This is a genomic window from Kingella denitrificans ATCC 33394 (assembly GCF_000190695.1).
GTDB lineage: Bacteria > Pseudomonadota > Gammaproteobacteria > Burkholderiales > Neisseriaceae > Kingella_A > Kingella_A denitrificans.
The window spans coordinates 1,825,708-1,843,201 of sequence record NZ_GL870929.1; the positions used below are offsets into that span (position 1 = coordinate 1,825,708).

A 17,494-nucleotide genomic window follows, 5' to 3' on the forward strand; every position below is an offset into this window, starting at 1 on the left:
GACTGCTTTTTTGTTGTCTGCACTGCTTCAAACGTCTTTCATTGCTTGCAGGCATTCGGCCAGCGGTGCGAACAGTTGCTCGGTCAGCGTGTGGAACATGGGCAGCAGGTAGGGCGGGGTGCCGTCTTCCTGCCGGCCGAACACGAGTTTGACTTCGGGATAGTCTTCCTGCGCCATGCCGGTAAAGCCGCCGTGGTATTTTTCAATGGCTTGGCCCAGTGCGTCCTGCCATCGTTGTTCGGGCGGGGCGTCTTGTTTTTTTGCGTTGGGCGAGTAATAGGCGGTGGCGGCGGCCCAGTTCACGCGCGCGAAATAGGGCAGCGGGGTGTTTTGCCCGATGCGGTATGCGGTCAGCCAGATTTTTAAGGCTTCTTGCGCGTCGGCTTGGGCAATGGGCGGCAGGCTGCAGGTCTGGTTCAGGCCGATGTATTGGCTTTGGCGCGGCTCGGCGGCGTTGTCGGGCGTGGCGGCGCAATAAATCAGATGATGCAGCAGGAGTTCGATTTTGTCGGCGGCGGCGAGTTTGCCGTGCTGGTTGTGTTCGGCCAGGAATTGGTGGGCGAAGAAGATTTGGCCGGCGGCGTGGTTGTGCTGCAGTTGGTAGTGCAGGCTGCTTTCGCCCAAATGCAGCGTGCCGAAGCGGTGCGGCAGTGCTTGGCTGTGCAGGTCGCTGTCAAGCATGGCGGCGCGGATGGCGTAATCTTGGGCGGTGAGTTCGCCGATTTTTCCGGCGGGCAGCAGGCTTTGGGCTTTCAGCCGGGCGGCGGTGTCGGCAAAGTCTTGGTGTTGCAGGCGTGCGGTCAGATAGGCGTTGTCCAGGCGGCGCGGCTGGTCGGGTAGGAAGGGTTCGCTGCTGGGCAGTGCGTCGTTGAAATGTGGGCTTTGCCAGTTGAGATGGTGTTTGAGCCAATAGCGGACGGGGTTGCGCCAGAAACGCAGCAGGTCTTTTTGTTCGACGGGGTGTGCTTCGGCGGTGCAGGCTGCCTGGTTGGCAAACGGTGCATAGGCAGCCTGCGGATGGTTGAGCGCGTCGGCAAAATCTTGGCGGGTACTGAACAGTTGCAGGCTGCTTTCGTCTTGGAAATAGCGCGGGGAAAAGGCTTGCAGCGGGTGGTGGGTTACCCAGCGGCGCATGAGGTATTGGCTGCCCAAATCGGTGAGCGAGGCGATGCAGTCCACCAGTTCGCCCAAAAGTGTGGACGGGGCGCGTTCGGCATCGGTGCGGATGTCGCGGCCGATGTAGGACAGATACAGGACATGCCGCGCGGACAACACGGCTTCCAAAAACAGGTAGCGGTCGTCGTCGCGCCGTGCACGGTCGCCGGCTTGGGGCAGCTTGGCAATCAGGTCGAACGAGGCGGCTTTGGTTTGGCGGGGGAAGATGCCGTCGTTCAGGCCGAGCAGGCAGATGGCGTTGAAGGGCAGCGAGCGCATCGGCACCATGCTGCAAAAGGTAATGCCGCCGCGCAAGAAGCCGGCTTCGCTGGATTGGTGCAGGAAGTGTTGCGCGTGTTCGCAGGCGGTGTCGGCGTGAATCTGTTCGGTGAATTGCGCCACGTCGGCTTGTGCCTGCCAGTTGGCCAGCGAGCTTTCCCATTGCTGGTAGGCTTGGCGGTCGGCATCGTCGGCGGGGGCGAGCAGGTTCTGGCTCAACCGGCGCAGGCGGCCGCACCATTGTTCGATGGTGGCGGGGGTTTGCCATTCGTGTTTGGTGTCGAGCAGGAATTGTACGAACTGCACAAATCGGGCGAAGACGGGCAGGTGGTCGGGGTGGCTGTCGAAGGCGGCGGTATCGTGCCACAAGTTCTGTTGTGCAGGCTGCATCCAACCCAGCACCAGCCGGTTCAGCCCCTGTTGCCAGGTAAACAGCGGATGGTCGTCGCCGTATTGCGCGCGTTCGGTTTCGTCGCTGCCCCAGCGGATATTCAGCTGCGCCACGGCTTCGGTCAGCAGCGGCAAATCGTCGCGCGTGAGCTGCCATTGCGCCAGAATGGTCGGATTGTCCAGCAGCGCCAGCACTTTTTCCACTTCAAACCGGCTGCCCAGCACTTCCAGCGTTTGGGCGATAGCATCGAGTGCAGGCTGCTTGCGCGACAATTTCACATCGGCAATCGAATAAGGCAGCGGCGCGTCGGAATATTGCCCGAACACTGCTTCGATGAACGGCGCATACGGCTCGATATTCGGCGTGAGCACGGCAATGTCGCCCGGCTGCCACGACGGGTTCTGCTGCAACATCAGGCGGATTTGGTCTTTTAAAATCTGCAATTCGCGTAAAGGGCTGTGCGCGCTGTGGATTTGCAGGCTGCTGTCGGCATGGAGCTGGGCAACGAGTTGCGCGTCCGCATCGCCTGAAGCAGCCTGCACTTGCCGTGCAATGTTTTGCGCAATCAAATCATCGTGTTGCGCGCATTTCGATACATAGGCGAAATGCCGTTCGCGCCAGCCTTCACGGCACGCGTCGTCCGGCTGAATCAGGTTTTGGATATGGAATTGCAGGCTGTGCAGCAGGCTGTCGGACAGCGGCTCGGGCGCGAATTGTTGGTGCTGCTCTTCCTGATGCGCCTCCGCCTCGCTCAGGGCATTGAAAAAATCGCGCCCTTGCTTGCCCCAGGACGACAGCAGCGGATGCCCCTGCAACGCCAAATCCGCTTCATCGCTGCGTTGCAGGATTTGCGCGGGTTCCAGCAAGTCGCCCCAATACAGCGCGCACGGGTTGAGCGCGAAAATATGCACGTCGCGGTGCAGCGCAATCTGTTGGAACAAGGCCATATACATCGGCGCCAGCGTGCTCAAGCCGAACACGAACAAACGCGGCGGCAGGCTGCGGATATGCCCCTCCGCCAGCGCATCCATCAACGTGTGCCACAACTGCACGCGGTGCAGCGCATCGCCCGAACGGCGGTCCAATTCGCGCCAAAGCACCGCCTGCCAAGACTGCTCGTCCTGATAATGCGCATCCAGCGCCGCCACACGCCGCCCGGCGCTCCACGCCTCAATCCAATCGGGACGGTACACCAAATATTGGTCGAACACATCGGCAATCTGACCGGCCAAATGGTAGCGCGACAGGCCGCCTTTTTTCAGGTAATCATCCAGCACGCCGCGCACGCAGGCAAACGTTTCGTCCTGCATGAATTCGGGCGATTGTAACAGCTGCAACAGCCGCCATTGCATGATTTCGCTGGCGAACGGGCTCATTTCCGGCACGTCGGGTTTAGCCTCGCGCATCAGTTGCCACGCCAAACCGGCCGGTAGGCGGAATTGCAGGTTGGCGGCAATACCCAAATGCCGCGCCCAAAACTGGTGGATATAGCGGCGCATGCCTTGGCTCTGCACCACAATGTGCTCGGTGGCCAAAGGGTTGGGCAGGGGGTGTTCGTTTTGCACCGATAGCATCATGTCGGCCAGCGATTCGAGTCGGTTGGATTGGTAGAGGTGGAGCATGGCGGGGTGTTTGTCGGGGATGGGGTTGGGTGGGAAAAGCAGCCTGCACATTCAGTCTGCCGCTGGGCCGTTATCGGATATCGGTAAATATAAACAGGTTGAAATACAAAGAGATATCTATCAATATCACAGTGGCGATATATGCCGCCAATGTTGCCGCATGAACGGCCCGGTTTTTCTGGGTGCGGCACAGGAAAAATACGGACGTCAGGCTGCCGGCAATGATGATGTTCAGAGCCATCAAGGTGATGTATGCGCCAATCGTTACCCCGCTACTGTTGTCATATCCCGCAAATTTGTTCAGGAAATGGAGTGCGTCCCCTATGCGGCTCACCGTCGCCCAAAGTCCGAACAGCGAAATGGCCAAGTTGAGATAAGCGATGAAGGAATACATGATGTGCTCGTTATACGGAATGTTCGATATTTTACTCAATCTGACGGCGTGCAGGCTGCTTTACGGAAACGTCCGCCACACGCCACGTACGCGGCCGAGCACGTTCAGGCGGTTCAGGTCTTCGCCCGAGATTTCCATATCGGCATAGTCGGGGTTGTCCGCCATCAGGATGATTTTGTCCAACAGCACCTGCACGCGCCGCACCCAGCGGTGTGCGCCGATTTCGAGGCAGTAGATTTTGCCGTCTTTCAGAATGGTATCGGACAAATCGGCCAGTATCAGGCATTCGCCTTCAAAAGTCGGTTTCATGGCGATGCCGTCCGCCATAAAAAAGCCGCAATTCTCCAAATGGATGCCGAGCCGGTCGGCCAGTTCGTTGGAGAGTTCCAAAGGTGCAGGCTGCTTTTCCGCCTGGTCGATGGGTTTGCCGCTGTTGCCGATCAGGCGGGCGGGAATGGCGGAAGGGGTTTTGCTCATGTCTCTCTCCTGCCTATTTTTTCAACTTCGCAAACGCATCTGCCATCGCCGAATTTGCAGGCTGCTTTTCACGCTGCGGCTTGCCGGGGCGGCTGTTTACGCCGCGTTTTTCGATTTCAGGTAGCCTGCGCCCGCGTTTTTCCGCACCCGCCTCGTCATCCAAGCGCATGGTCAGCGCGATGCGTTTTCTGGCGGCATCGACTTCCAGCACTTTCACTTTCACCACGTCGCCGGCTTTCACGACTTCGCGCGGGTCTTGGACGAACTTATTGGACAGGGCGGAGATGTGCACCAAGCCGTCCTGATGGACGCCGATGTCTACGAACGCGCCAAAGTTGGCGACGTTGGAGACCACGCCTTCGAGTATCATGCCGACTTGCAAGTCGCTGATTTCGTGGATGCCTTCGGCGAAGGAAGCCGTCTGAAACTCGCCGCGCGGGTCGCGGCCGGGTTTTTCCAGTTCGGACAGGATGTCCAGAATGGTCGGCAGGCCGAAGCGTTCGTCGGTGAAGTCGGACGCTTTGATTTGCTTCACGCGCTCGCGGTTGCCGATGAGTTCGGCGGCAGTAATGCCTTGTTGCGCCAGCATTTTGGCGACGACGGGATAGGCTTCGGGGTGTACCGCGCTCGCGTCCAGCGGTTCTTTGCCGCCGTTAATCCGCAAAAAGCCCGCCGCCTGCTCGAAGGTTTTTTCGCCCAAGCGCGGCACTTTCAGCAATTTTTTGCGGCTGTCGAACGCGCCGTTTTCATCGCGGTAGGCGACGATGTTTTGGGCAAGGGTTTGATTCAAACCGGAAATCCGCGCCAAGAGCGGGGCGGAGGCGGTGTTCACGTCCACGCCGACAGCGTTCACGCAGTCTTCGACCACCGCGTCCAGCGATTTGGCGAGCTGGCTTTGGTTCACGTCGTGCTGATATTGGCCCACGCCGATGGATTTGGGGTCGATTTTGACCAGTTCGGCAAGCGGGTCTTGCAGCCTGCGGGCGATGGACACTGCGCCGCGCAGGGAAACGTCCAAGTTGGGGAACTCGCGCGCCGCCAATTCGGACGCGGAATAAATCGACGCGCCGGCTTCGGAAACGACGATTTTGTGCAGGCTGCTTTCGGGCATTCCGCGCACCAGTTCGCCCGCGATTTTGTCGGTTTCTCGGCTGGCGGTGCCGTTGCCGATGGCGATGAGCTTCACGCCGTGTTGTTTAATCAGGCGCGACAGTGTTGCCAACATATTGTTTTCTTGATGCAAATAGACGATGACGGTATCCAGCAGCTTGCCCGTGTCGTCCACCACGGCACATTTCACGCCGTTGCGGTAGCCGGGGTCGAGACCCAAAGTGGTCAGCCGTCCGGCGGGCGCAGCGAGCAGCAAGTCTTTGAGATTGCGGGCGAACACGGTAATCGCGTCGGTGTCGGCGGCTTCTTTCAGACGGCCTAAGGCTTCGAGTTCCAGCGACAAAAAGATTTTTGCGCGCCAAGTCAGGCGCACGGTGTCGCGCAGCCATTTGTGGCCATCTGAAACCTTGAAACGGCGGGCGATGATTTGCTCGTATTCGCTTTGCTGCGTAATCGGCGTGTCGTCGGGCTGGTATTTGAGCGCGATGTTCAACACGCCTTCGTTGCGGCCGCGCAAAACCGCCAGCGCGCGATGGCTGGGCATGGCGCGGACGGGTTCGCGGTGGTCGAAATAATCGCTGAATTTTTCGCCTTCGGTTTCTTTGCCTTCAACGACTTGCGCGTGGATTTCGGCTTCGTTCCACAGCTTGTCGCGCAGCGTGCCGATGAGTTCCGCGTCTTCGGCAAACTGCTCCATCAGAATCGCGCGCGCGCCGTCCAGCGCGGCTTTGGCGTCGGGGACGTTTTCGTTCAGGTAGCCCTGCGCGGCGGCTTCCACGTCTTGCGGCTGCTCGGCAAGCAACATATCAGCCAGAGGCTGCAAACCGTGTTCGCGCGCGATTTGCGCTTTGGTGCGGCGTTTGGGCTTGTGGGGCAGATACAGGTCTTCCAGCGCGGTTTTGTTGTCGGCGGCTTCGATTTGCGCCCTGAGGTCGTCTGAAAGTTTGCCTTGTTCTTCAATGTTTTTTAAAACAACGGCTTTGCGCTCTTCCAACTCGCGCAGGTATTGCAGCCGCTCGGCAAGCTGGCGCAGCTGCGTATCGTCCAGCCCGCCCGTGGCTTCCTTGCGGTAGCGGGCGATAAACGGCACGGTCGCACCGTCGTCCAAAAGCTCGACGGCGGCGGTGATTTGGGCGGCGGTGGCGGAGAGTTCTTGGGAGAGGATTTGGGTGATGTTCATGGAGGTCCTTTGGATGGGTGCAGGCTGCTTTTGAGGCTACCTGAAAAAATATATATCAAATTGGGTTGATAAATACGTTTATATCTCCGCGATTGGTCGGAATAACCAGTGCCGCATCTCCGCAATCTTTGCTTGCGTCATTATTGCACGGTTTGGGAAGGTAGCGCGTCAAACGGGTGTTTTGGAAATTGATTCCGGGAGGGAGTTCGCCGCTGTCGGTCAAAGCTGGATAATCTGTATTGCTTTTGCTTTTGTAAGTAAAATCTATATCTGCCAATGCTTCTGATGTATTCCTATCCAAAATCCAGCCGCGAAACACACGATATTCTTCTTCGACGTTTAAACCTGAGTAATAGTACAAAAATAAAGCATAGTGTTTCGAGCAATAGACAGGAAGCAAATCGCCAGGTGTCTCATTGTGTTGGTTGTGTCTGCCGTGACTGCGCACAATTTTCAAAATTCTTCCCTGCCATTGAACCGCATCGTGGATTTCAGGGTCTGCCGTATAGGGCTGGGAGGGGCAGGATTGATTGAAAACTTCTTCCTGCCAAACGTGCTTTTCCCTTCTTATTTCAGGTTTGATTTTTGGATTGAACAGCGCATCCAGGTCGTAGTCCGGATACTTATCGTAGGTGTCGCGGAAATTTACGGGTGCCTGCCATAGGATTCGGTTGGTGCGTGCATCGGTCAAAACATGTTCAAACTGATTGGGATTGACTAAGCGGGCACGGTAAATGTAATCCGGCTGCCGTTTTAGGGTTAATTCATACAGGTCAAAAAAATCCCTATGGATAATGAAGCGCCAAGAATAATTGCCGTATTGGAATTTTCTTGGCAGATCGTAAATAGCAAGAGGTTTGTCTTTACCCGAAACTTCTTTAATGAGCAGGTACATGTTTTCCTGCCCTTCAATCAAATTGCCTTGCAGTTCGAATACAGTGTCTGGTGTGATGTTTAAATTTTCGGGCGGCTTGATATAGGGAAGCCCTGAAAAGCGTGCAACGGAAAAGGCGGCAAAAGTCGGCAGGTAGCGGCGGCGTTCGTCATCATTCGCCCGTTGGTATTGGATATATTTCAATATGAATAAGCCGGATGCAACAGCTGCGAACAGGGCTAGCAATGCCAATGTTGCAGGCAGCATATATCGGCGGGATTTGAACCTTTCGGGCAGCCATGCCGCACAGGCCAATGCCACCAGCGACATTGCCCAGACAACTGCACCCCAGCCCCATGCGAAGACAGGAGCATAACTGGGGAGTTCGCTGACCATAACAACCTGAAGAAATACCGATAGACTGGCAAACAACAGCATCAAGATAATGGAAATACGCGGTGTTTTATTGGCAGACAGTTTGCGAAAGGCATAGTAATAAAAAACATTGGCATAGACCGCCAATCCGGCCAGTCCTGCGCCCAGCCAACCTAGCGGCAGCCCCACCAAGAGTACGAATATGCCCAGCCATAGGGAATTTTCTTCATCAATATAAAAAGCGGGCAAAGGCAGGGATATCAGCCATAAAATAAGGGACAGGCGCAACAGCGGGCGCGTAGGCGGTGTCTGTTTGCTCTCAACCTTGTCAGTAGGAGGCCTGTGTTTCATTGTATTTTCTCCTTATGTTCATGCTTCCCGAGATTATCGTTTCAATGCGTCCAATTCAGCAATATCTTCCGCCTGCCGCTTAATATTTCCAACCTGCAACCCTGTTGATTTTACTGTAACCGACAAAGTGCAGGCTGCTTTTTCATCAGAACTGCTTGAATACATCCAAAAACACGCGGTGGTTGTTATAGCGGTAATAGAAATGGTTGCTGTGGATGTGCGACCAGGTCCAGTTCAGGCGCGGGGTGAAGCCTTTCCAGGAGAGGCGGCTGTGCGACAGCGCCAGGCGGGTGAAGTATTCGGTGTCGCGGCGCTGGATATTGAAGATGTCGGGGCCGCGGTAGTTTCTGCGCTGCACGCTGATGTTGAGCGATGTGGCGAAGGCGCGGCTGCTGCCCCAGTGGCGCGTCCAGCCGCCGTGCAGGCTGCTTTTGCGGTATGCGTCCGACAGGTCTTTGGCGTTTTCCTGCCCGCCGCCGATGCCCATCACGAAATATTGCTGCGGCGATGTGCGGTAGAGCAGGGTGAGCGAACCGGTGTGGCTGGTGCCGTTGAGGAAGGTGCGCTCGTTGTGTTGTTTGTAGCCGGACTGCCAGGCGGCATACATTTGCCAATTCGGCGACAGGGTGCGCGAATAGTGGATGCTGCCGCCGAATTGGCGGGAAAAGGGTTCGGTGCCGTACCAGCGTTGTTCGTAAAACGGGGCGGCATAGATTTCCTGCCGTGCGTCGCGCCACACGGGGCCGGCTTCGGCGCGGGCGACCAAGTCGTCGTAATCATGTGCATCCCAGTAAAATTTGCCGTAGAGGGCAGCCTGCACGCGTGCCGCCCAGTGGCCTTTGACGGGCGTGGTTTTCTGTGCCGAAAATTCGTAGCCGATGCCGTGCGCGGATTGGGGTTCGTTAAACTGCCATGCGCCGTAGGTGCGCTGTTCGGGGGCGCGCGCCACGTTGTTGTCTTGCAGGTAATAGGCGTTGCCGCTGAATTGCCAGGCGCGTTCTCGGTTCAGGTATTGTTCGTATTGGTCGAGGTATTGGGCGACGGGGGCGGGCAGTTCGGGCGTTTGCCGGATTCGGGCGATTTCGGCGGCGGCTTCGCGCTGTTTGCCGTTTTGCGATTGGGTTAGCGCCAGTTGCAGGCGCACGGGGGAAAATTCGGGGTTTCTTTCCAGAATTTGGCGCAGTTTTTGTTCGGCGGCGTCATGGCGGCCGTCTGCGCGTAGGAGGATGGCTTCGGCATATTCTGCCAACACGGGGTCTTGCTGTTCGGCAGGCAGCCTGCGGTAAAGCGGCAGCAGGAAGCGGATATTGTCGGTGTTTTGCTGGCCCACGGCGGTGTCCAAGGCATTGAGCAGTAGTGCAGGCTGCTGCAAAAGCTGCTCTTCGCTCATTTGGACGGGGGCTTGTGGTTCGGGTGCAGGCTGCTTTTCGGTGTCCTGCACGTGTTCCCGAATGCTGTTTTGGTTTAAATCGGGAATGGGGTTGAGCGGTGTGCCGACAGGCGCGGCAGACACGGCGGATGCGGCGGCGAGCAGAAGAAAAGGAATGTAACGCATTGGGAAATGAAGGTGTCTGAAAATAAAAAAGCCCACCTGGCGGCTGCAAAGTGGGCTGCTTTCTGATTAAAGATTATCGTTTTGCGCCAAACGAACCGACAACGGATTTGCCGTTTGAGGTGCCGTTATACACACCGCCCAATTCGGCAGCGTTCGGGCCGTAGAAATTGCCGCTCATATTAACGCCATTGTGCGCGCCGCTGAAAGCTGCGCCGCTGATGGTACCGCGCAAATCCGCGCTGTATGCATCGTTGGTCACCGTACCGCTAATGGTTTTCGAGCCAAAATCCACGTTGAATGTGGAAGTGCCTCGCTCATAGAGATTGCCGGTGGACGAACCGAGAGACAGGCCGTTGTATACCGCTGTGCCGGTGGTCGGCATATTGGTGGTAACCTGACCCATGGAGAATAAATAATTAGTTGGGGTAGCCTGCGCCCCGTTTGCGATTTCAGCATCGGTTTTATCCAGCCCGAAATAAGCACCGAAGCGAGAATAGCTCAATCCGCTGTCGGATGCGATGATTCTGGTTCCGCTCGAGAGCATAGTGATGTCGGTAAACGCTCCCGTTGAAATGTTTGGGTATTTCACGGTAATGGTTTTGGAGCCGACTTGGATTTCGTCTAACGTATTGCTGTTGAACGATTGCGCTGTAGCTGTATGCGCACGGTTGCTTGGAGCCGTCAAATTCACGCCTTTGTATTGTGCGGAAGGCGTGGGAGTTGGAGTTGGAGTCGGAGTCGGAGTCGGAGTCGGGGTCGGGGTTGGGGTTGGGGTTGGAGTTGGAGTTGGAGTTGGAGTCGGGTTGAGAGTAGGGTTAGACGATGACGAAGAGGTGGTTATACCGCTTCCGCCATTGCCGCCACATGCAGCGAGGCTCAAAATAACAGCCAATACAGCACCTGTTTTAATGGGAGATTTTGTCATGATAATTCCTTTTGAATGTTTTTCAGATGAGTGAAAACAACAACTTTTGTAACGTGGCGAATTGTAACATATTTTTACAAATGAACCGTGTAGGGCAGTGTGAATGGAGGTGCAGGCTGCTTTTGCGTTGCAGTGGCACAACAGGGCAGGGAGTTATTTTTTTAACGTAAAATACACGGCGTCCAAAATGCAGGTAGAACTCATAAATATAGCGTGGCGGATGCGGTGGCGAGCAGAAGAAAAGGAATGTATCACATTGGGAAATAAAGGTTTATGAAAATAAAAAAGCCCACCTGGCGGCTGCAAAGTGGGCTATTTTCTAATTAACGATTATCGTTTTGCGCCAAACGAACCGACAACGGATCTTCCGTTTGAGGTGCCGTTATACACACCGCCCAATTCGGCAGCGTTCGGGCCGTAGAAATTACCGCTCATATTAACGCCGTTGTGCGCGCCGCTGAACGATGCTCCGCTGATGGTACCGCGCAAATCTATGCTGTATGCAGCGTTGGTCACCGCTCCGCTAATGGTTTTCGCACCAAAATTCACATTGAATCGGGATGTACCTCGATCGTAAGTGTTGCCGGTGGACGAACCGAGAGACAGGCCGTTGTATACCGCTGTGCCGGTGGTCGGCATATTGGTGGTCACCTGGCCCATGGAGAATACTTTGTTGGTTTGAGTGGAACGGGATCCATTTGCAATTTCGGCATCGGTTTTATCAGCGCCGAAATAAGCACCGAAACGCGAATAGCTCAATGAACCGTCTGATGAGGTAACGTTTTGGTTTCTCGTGTTAAATGTGCCGAATGTTCCGGCTGAAATGCCCGGGTATTTCACGGTAACGGTTCTGGAACCCACTTGGATTTCGTTCAACGTATTGCTGTTGTAGGCTTGCGCGTGGGCAGTATGTGCTTGGTTGCTGCCTGCGGTCAGATGCACACCTTGATATTGTGCGGAAGGAGCGGGAGCAGGGCTTGGCGTTGGACGCGGAGATGGCGCCGGTGTTGGACGTGGTGTCGGAGTGGGCGTTGACGATGAAGAGGTGGTCACGCTGCTTCCGCCGCCACCGCCACATGCAGCGAGGCTCAAAATAGCAGCCAATACGGCACCGATTTTAATGGGGGATTTTGTCATGATGATTCCTTTTAAATGGTTTTTCAGATATGTGTAAACAACTGCTTTGTAAAGCGGTGGATTGTAACATATTTTTACAAATGAACCGTGTGGGGCGGTGTGAATGGGGGTGCAGGCTGCTTTTGCGTTGCAGTGGCACAACAGGGCAGGATTATTTTTTAAACGCGAAATACACGGCACCCAAAACGCAGGCAAAGCTCAGTAAATAATTCAGTGTGATTTTTTCGTTTAAATACAGCGCGGCAAACAGGGCGAATACGCAGAGTGTTATCACTTCCTGCATGATTTTGAGCTGGAAGGGCTTGATGCCCCATTGCGCGCCGAAATGATTGGCGGGGACGACGAGGCAGTATTCCAACAGGGCAATGCCCCAGCTGATCAGGATAATCTGCCACAACGGCAGCGGCGCGGCGGCGGGTTTGATGTGCCAATACCACGCAAACGTCATGATGAGGTTGGACAGGGCGAGCAGGGCGATGACGATGAGGATGTGCATAGGAATGTGCTTTCACCGAAGTCGTAAGGAGAAATGGTGTGAGCATACAATGCCTTGCGGATGCCGTAAATAAAAAATGCAGACTGCCCGAAAGCAGCCTGCACTTTGTTTTGCAGATTTATTTTGCAGCGGATGCGCCTGCCGGAGCGGAAGCGGCCGCTTGGGCTTGTGCCTGCGCCTTTTGGAGTTCTTCCAATTGGGCTTTTTGTGCAGCCTGCATTTGCTCTATCATTTTGGTACCTTCGCCTTTGCGCACGGCATTGACTTTGATGTCGAACACTAAAACGGAACCGGCAGGGATTTTCGGGCTGGGCGATGCGTTGCCGTATGCCAAATCGGCCGGGATGTACAGTGTGTATTCGCCGCCTTGTTTCATCAGTTGCAGGCCTTCAATCCAGCCTTTAATCACGGTGTTGTCCACCACGGGCACATCGAAATCTTTGCCGCCTTTGTTGGAGTCGAACACTTCGCCGTTGGTCAGGCGGCCTTCATATTGCACGCTGACCAAGTCGCCTTTGGCAATGGCGGCACCCGTGCCTTCTTTTTTCACGCTGTATTGCAGGCCTGAAGCGGTGGTTTGCACGCCTTCTTTGGATTTGTTGGCTTCCAGCCATTGTTTGCCTGCGGCAGCAGTGGCTTCGGCTTCTTTGGCGGCGGCAGCCTGCATTTTTTCGGTAACGGCTGTCATAACGGCTTGCACTTGCTCAGGCGTCATTTTGGAAGGTGTGCCGGCCATTTGGTCTTCAATGGCGGCAAAAAGCGCGTCTTTGTCAATGGTAATGCCGCTTTTTTTCAGGCCGGCCAAATCCAATTGGGTCGAGATTTCATAGCCCAGCATGTAGCTCAACTGTTTTTCCGTGCCTTCCAAGCCGGCAGGTGCGGAAGCGGTGGCAGAAGTACCGGCGGAAGAAGCTGCGGCAGAAGAAGCTGCGGCAGTGCCGCTGGCGGCTGATTTGCTGGTATTGGCTTGCTGGTTGCAGGCTGCCAGCGCAAACAGGGCTGTCAGGCTCAATGCGAGAACCGATTTTTTCATGTGATAAAACCTCGTAGATAAAAACAAAAGATAAAACGTGCTGATTATAACGTTTTTTGCCTTCATAACAAAAGCAGTTATAATCCGATTTTTCATTTGCTTACAAAATACCATGCCTTTTCCATCCAATTCAGACGAAAATTTAGACACATTGTTCCGCCAAGCCGAAAGCAGCCTGCACACGCTGCGCGATTTCCTGCGTTTTGCCGTGAGCCGTTTTCAGCAGGCCGGGCTGGTGTTCGGGCACGGCAGCGACAACGCCCATGACGAAGCCGCCTATCTGATCCTGCACACGCTGCATTTGCCGCTGGATATGCTGGAACCGTATTTGGACGCGGCGTTGCTGGCCGATGAAAAAACCGAATTGCTGGGCAAACTGCGCGAACGCATCGAACAGCGCGTGCCGGTTGCCTATATCACGCAGCACGCGCGGCAGGGCGATTTCGATTTTTATGTCGATGAGCGCGTGATTGTGCCGCGTTCGTTTATTTACGAACTTTTGGGCGAGCCGTTGTCGCCGTGGATCGAATATCCCGAGCTGGTGCACCGCGCGTTGGATTTGTGCACCGGCAGCGGCTGCCTGGCCATCCAGATGGCGGCGCATTATCCGGCGGCGCAAATTGACGCGGTGGACATCAGCCTGGACGCGCTGGAAGTGGCGGCCGTGAACGTGGAAGATTACAGCTTGCAGGAGCGCATCCAACTGGTGCATACCGATTTGTTCGAAGGGCTGGAAGGCACTTATGATTTGATTGTCTCCAATCCGCCGTATGTGGACGCGGAATCGGTGGACGCGCTGCCGGAAGAATACCTGCACGAACCAGAATTGGCATTGGGCAGCGGAGAAGACGGCTTGGACGCAACGCGCGAAATCCTGCTCCAAGCCGCCAAATTCCTGAACCCGCGCGGCGTGCTGCTGGTGGAAATCGGCCACAACCGCGACGTGCTGGAACGCGAATATCCCGAGCTGCCGTTTGTGTGGCTGGACACCAGCGGCGGCGACGGCTTCGTCTTCCTGCTGACGCGCGAACAGCTTTTGGGCTTGGAATAACGGGCAGAACCAAAAAGCAGCCTGCATCTTGAAAGTATAGGTGCAGGCTGCTTTTGAATTCTGGAAATATATTTTTAATCAATCAGATATAGTGAATTAAAATCGCAATGATACGGCGTTGGCTCGCCTTGACGTACTACTTGTACGCCTTGCGGCTCGCCGCCTTGTCTCATTTTTATTTTAATCCACTATAAATTATCTGTTCAACCGTTGCGCTTGCTGCGAAAGCTGTGCCACGGGGATGCATATCGGTTGGTTAAGCCAAAGATTCGAGCCGATGGCAGCCTGCACTTCAAAACCGAAAGTGCAGGCTGCTTTTATATCGAACCGCTTTAGTCCAATGCCAAAACGCCGGGCACGAAGCGGTTAATCGCATCGCGCAGCTCGATGAGTTTGCCGTGGAAAAAATGCGAGCTTTGCGGAATCACAATCAGCGGCAGGTTTTGTTCGCCGCACCATTGCAGCGGCTTGGCCAGCTCGATGACTTCGTCGTCCGCGCCGTGGATAAATAGGGTTTTGCGGATATCGGGGACGTGCGGCGCGGGCACGGGGTAATGCGCGACGGCCGCGCCAATCAGCAGCAGCAGGTCGGGCGTGTGTTGCTGGGCGGCAAAGGTGGATACATAGCCGCCGAACGAAAATCCGGCAATCGCCAGTTGCGGCGCGTTCGGGTGCTGCGCGCGCGCATGGTCGATTACGCGGACAACGTCATCGGTTTCGCCGCGCCCGTAGTCGTGTTCGCCTTCGCTGTTGCCCGTGCCGCGCAGGTTGGGCAGGTAGCAGTGGAAACCCATTTGGGACAGGGCTTTGGCGGCAGTTTGAATGACTTTGTTGGTGAACGTGCCGCCCTGCGTGGGGTTGGGGTGGTTGATGACGGCCACGCCGCATTCGGCGTTTTGGGCGGGGAGATACAGCGTTTCCAGCTTTCCCGCGCTGCCTTGGATGAAGAAAATGTGTTGTTTGTTCAGCATGGTTTCGGTGGGTGATGGGGTGGGAAAAAGCAGCCTGCACGGCATGTGTAATCAAAAAATTTCCTGAAAACAGCGGCGGTTAGAGTCGGCGCAGGCTGCCGGGGCTGATTTCGAAGCCTCGTCCTTCTGGGTTGGTGCAGGTCATGCTGCCGGCGCGGCTGGTGCACTGCCAGTCGGATTGGTTGAAGAAAATGTACGATTTTCCTTCGGTCAGGATAACGCCGTTACCGTGCAGGATGTTGTTGCTGATGCTGCAGTTGAGGCGGGAGGGGCCGGTGATGTTTAGGGAAACGCTGCCGCTCCAATGGCCGGGGTTGCCGCTGTTTTGGCAGTCTTGCGGTTCGGGGGTAACGGGTATGGGTTTGGACAGGCGGGGGATTGCGCAGGTAATTTGCGGTATGAAGCCGCCGTGCGTGCAAATGATTTGGCCGTCGGCATTTTGGAAGTGGCCGTACTCGGCGCGGGCGGTGCCGGCGGCGAGCAGGAGGGCGGCGGTGAGGAATAAAGTACGCATGGGGGGGAGTTCCTTTTGGCGGGGAAGTGGGTGGGGAAAAGCAGCCTGCACATCCGGCGGCGGCTTTAATTATCGGGCAAGTCGGGCAATTCCAGTGCCATGTCCCGATTGACGAATGCGCCACGTTGTTTACAGGTCATTTCGGGTTCTGTGCCTGAGCGTTCGGCAGATAAGCTGTATATGGTCTTGCGGATGATGTTGGTTGCGGCGGCTATGTAGGATACGTCGCCGTTACGCAGATGGATTTCGATAATTTCGCCACGGCGGTCATTGTCCAGAAGCGGTGTCAAACGGTTTAGGAAAACTTGGTCTTTGGGCCGCTCGAACACCAATTCTGGGCGGGCAAGGTTTTTGCCGAAGCGGTAGCGGATTTTGTCGCCGTGCTGCTCAATGCGGACTTGCTTGCCGTTGTTGAATTGGCAATAAAACAAGGTGTCTTTGTTGGCGGGAGCGGCGAAGGCGGTGCCGGACAGCAATAGTGTGAAAACAAATAATGCTTTGATATTCATGATATTTTATTTTGGTGGGTTAAAGAGGGCAGGGTGCAGGCTGCTTTTTCGGTTCAATCGTCATATCCGTTCGGGTTTTGCGATTGCCAACGCCATGCGTCCGCCATCATGGTCGGCAAATCACGCTGTGCCGTCCAGCCCAATTCGGCTTCGGCTTTGGCGGGGTCAGCATAGCACACGGCAATGTCGCCCGCACGGCGCGGTTTGAGCGCATAAGGGATTTTTTGGCCGGTGGCGGCTTCAAAGGCGTGCACAATGTCCAGCACAGAATAGCCTTGCCCCGTGCCGAGGTTGTAAATATGCACGCCGGCGGTTTGTGCTTTGGCATTCAGGGCTTTGATGTGGCCGATGGCCAAATCGGTGACGTGGATATAGTCGCGCACGCCGGTGCCGTCGGGGGTGTCGTAGTCGCTGCCGAACACGGACAGTTCTTTCAGTTTGCCCGATGCGACTTGGCAGACGTAAGGCAGCAGGTTGTTCGGAATGCCGTTGGGCTGCTCGCCGATTTTACCGCTTTCGTGTGCGCCGATGGGGTTGAAATAGCGCAGCAGGATGACGCTCCATTCCGGGTCTGCGTGCTGCATGTCCATCATCATGCGCTCCATCATGATTTTGGTGGAGCCGTAGGGATTGGTGGCGGTGCCGATGGGTGCGGATTCGGTGAGCGGCATGGGATTTTTGTCGCCGTACACGGTGGCGGACGAGCTGAAAATAATGCTTTTCACGCCGGCTTTGTCCATTTCCTGCAATAAAACCAGGCTGCCGGCCACGTTGTTGTCGTAATAACGCAAAGGCTGCGCCACGCTTTCGCCCACGGCTTTGAGCGCAGCAAAGTGAATCACGCTGTCGATTTTGTGTTCGGCGAAGATTTTTTGCAGCAGCACGCGGTCGCGGATGTCGCCTTCGATAAACACGGGGGCTTGGCCGGTGATGGCTTCAATGCGCCGCACCACTTTGGGCGATGCGTTGCACAGGTTGTCCAAAATCACGGCGCGGTGGCCTGCGTTCAGCAGTTCCACCACGGTGTGCGAACCGATAAATCCGGCGCCGCCGGTAACAAGAATGTTCATAATATATTGTCCATAAATGAAATTT

15 protein-coding genes are annotated in these 17,494 nt (G+C 55.7%); 1 reads left to right on the top strand and 14 read right to left on the bottom strand.

The features are described from left to right. Positions 1-27: 27 nt before the first annotated feature. From recC to HMPREF9098_RS09130, 10 genes are all read right to left on the bottom strand, one after another. A complete protein-coding gene (recC, locus tag HMPREF9098_RS09080; protein WP_003784133.1) occupies positions 28-3,498 on the bottom strand; it encodes an exodeoxyribonuclease V subunit gamma in 3,471 nt (1,156 codons plus the stop codon). Between the two features lie 19 nt (positions 3,499-3,517). Continuing rightward, on the bottom strand, positions 3,518-3,841 hold the full coding sequence (locus tag HMPREF9098_RS09085; protein ID WP_003784134.1) for a hypothetical protein: 324 nt from the start codon (positions 3,839-3,841) through the stop codon (positions 3,518-3,520). Positions 3,842-3,901: 60 nt separating this feature from the next. After that, a complete protein-coding gene (locus HMPREF9098_RS09090) occupies positions 3,902-4,318 on the bottom strand; it encodes a S24 family peptidase (protein ID WP_003784137.1) in 417 nt (138 codons plus the stop codon). Between the two features lie 13 nt (positions 4,319-4,331). Next, a complete protein-coding gene (locus HMPREF9098_RS09095; RefSeq protein ID WP_003784140.1) occupies positions 4,332-6,608 on the bottom strand; it encodes a Tex family protein in 2,277 nt (758 codons plus the stop codon). A 55-nt stretch (positions 6,609-6,663) separates the two neighbouring features. Beyond that, positions 6,664-8,208 carry a DMT family transporter gene (locus HMPREF9098_RS09100; RefSeq protein ID WP_003784141.1) on the bottom strand — a complete coding sequence of 515 codons (1,545 nt, stop codon included), beginning with the start codon at positions 8,206-8,208 and terminating at the stop codon, positions 6,664-6,666. Between the two features lie 145 nt (positions 8,209-8,353). Further along, entirely contained in the window at positions 8,354-9,763 is a 1,410-nt protein-coding gene (locus tag HMPREF9098_RS09105) for a surface lipoprotein assembly modifier (RefSeq protein ID WP_003784144.1), read from the bottom strand. 73 nt (positions 9,764-9,836) lie between these two features. Beyond that, complete coding sequence (locus tag HMPREF9098_RS11560; RefSeq protein ID WP_003784146.1) at positions 9,837-10,454, bottom strand: Slam-dependent surface lipoprotein; 618 nt, start codon at positions 10,452-10,454, stop codon at positions 9,837-9,839. Positions 10,455-11,018: 564 nt separating this feature from the next. Continuing rightward, the gene (locus HMPREF9098_RS09120; RefSeq protein WP_040564417.1) at positions 11,019-11,825 is read right to left on the bottom strand and encodes a Slam-dependent surface lipoprotein; all 807 of its coding nucleotides are present in this window, start codon (positions 11,823-11,825) and stop codon (positions 11,019-11,021) included. 151 nt (positions 11,826-11,976) lie between these two features. Further along, positions 11,977-12,321, bottom strand: a complete 345-nt coding sequence (locus tag HMPREF9098_RS09125; protein WP_003784152.1) for a DMT family protein — start codon at positions 12,319-12,321, stop codon at positions 11,977-11,979. 118 nt (positions 12,322-12,439) lie between these two features. After that, positions 12,440-13,354: an FKBP-type peptidyl-prolyl cis-trans isomerase gene (locus HMPREF9098_RS09130; RefSeq protein ID WP_040564909.1), complete on the bottom strand. Its 915-nt coding sequence runs from the start codon at positions 13,352-13,354 to the stop codon at positions 12,440-12,442. A gap of 151 nt (positions 13,355-13,505) precedes the next feature. Here HMPREF9098_RS09130 and prmB point away from each other — a divergent pair, with 151 nt between their 5' ends. Beyond that, positions 13,506-14,405 (top strand): 50S ribosomal protein L3 N(5)-glutamine methyltransferase, encoded by a 900-nt coding sequence (gene prmB / locus HMPREF9098_RS09135; protein WP_040564910.1) that lies wholly within the window; start codon positions 13,506-13,508, stop codon positions 14,403-14,405. A 332-nt stretch (positions 14,406-14,737) separates the two neighbouring features. Here the strand turns inward: prmB and HMPREF9098_RS09140 are convergent, their stop codons facing one another. From HMPREF9098_RS09140 to galE, 4 genes are all read right to left on the bottom strand, one after another. After that, the gene (locus HMPREF9098_RS09140) at positions 14,738-15,376 is read right to left on the bottom strand and encodes an alpha/beta hydrolase (protein WP_040564911.1); all 639 of its coding nucleotides are present in this window, start codon (positions 15,374-15,376) and stop codon (positions 14,738-14,740) included. 79 nt (positions 15,377-15,455) lie between these two features. After that, positions 15,456-15,890 carry a hypothetical protein gene (locus HMPREF9098_RS09145; RefSeq protein ID WP_003784160.1) on the bottom strand — a complete coding sequence of 145 codons (435 nt, stop codon included), beginning with the start codon at positions 15,888-15,890 and terminating at the stop codon, positions 15,456-15,458. Positions 15,891-15,955: 65 nt separating this feature from the next. Then, positions 15,956-16,399: a hypothetical protein gene (locus HMPREF9098_RS09150; RefSeq protein WP_003784161.1), complete on the bottom strand. Its 444-nt coding sequence runs from the start codon at positions 16,397-16,399 to the stop codon at positions 15,956-15,958. Between the two features lie 53 nt (positions 16,400-16,452). Then, positions 16,453-17,469, bottom strand: coding sequence for a UDP-glucose 4-epimerase GalE (galE, locus tag HMPREF9098_RS09155; protein ID WP_003784162.1), 1,017 nt, complete (start codon positions 17,467-17,469; stop codon positions 16,453-16,455). Positions 17,470-17,494 lie beyond the last annotated feature (25 nt).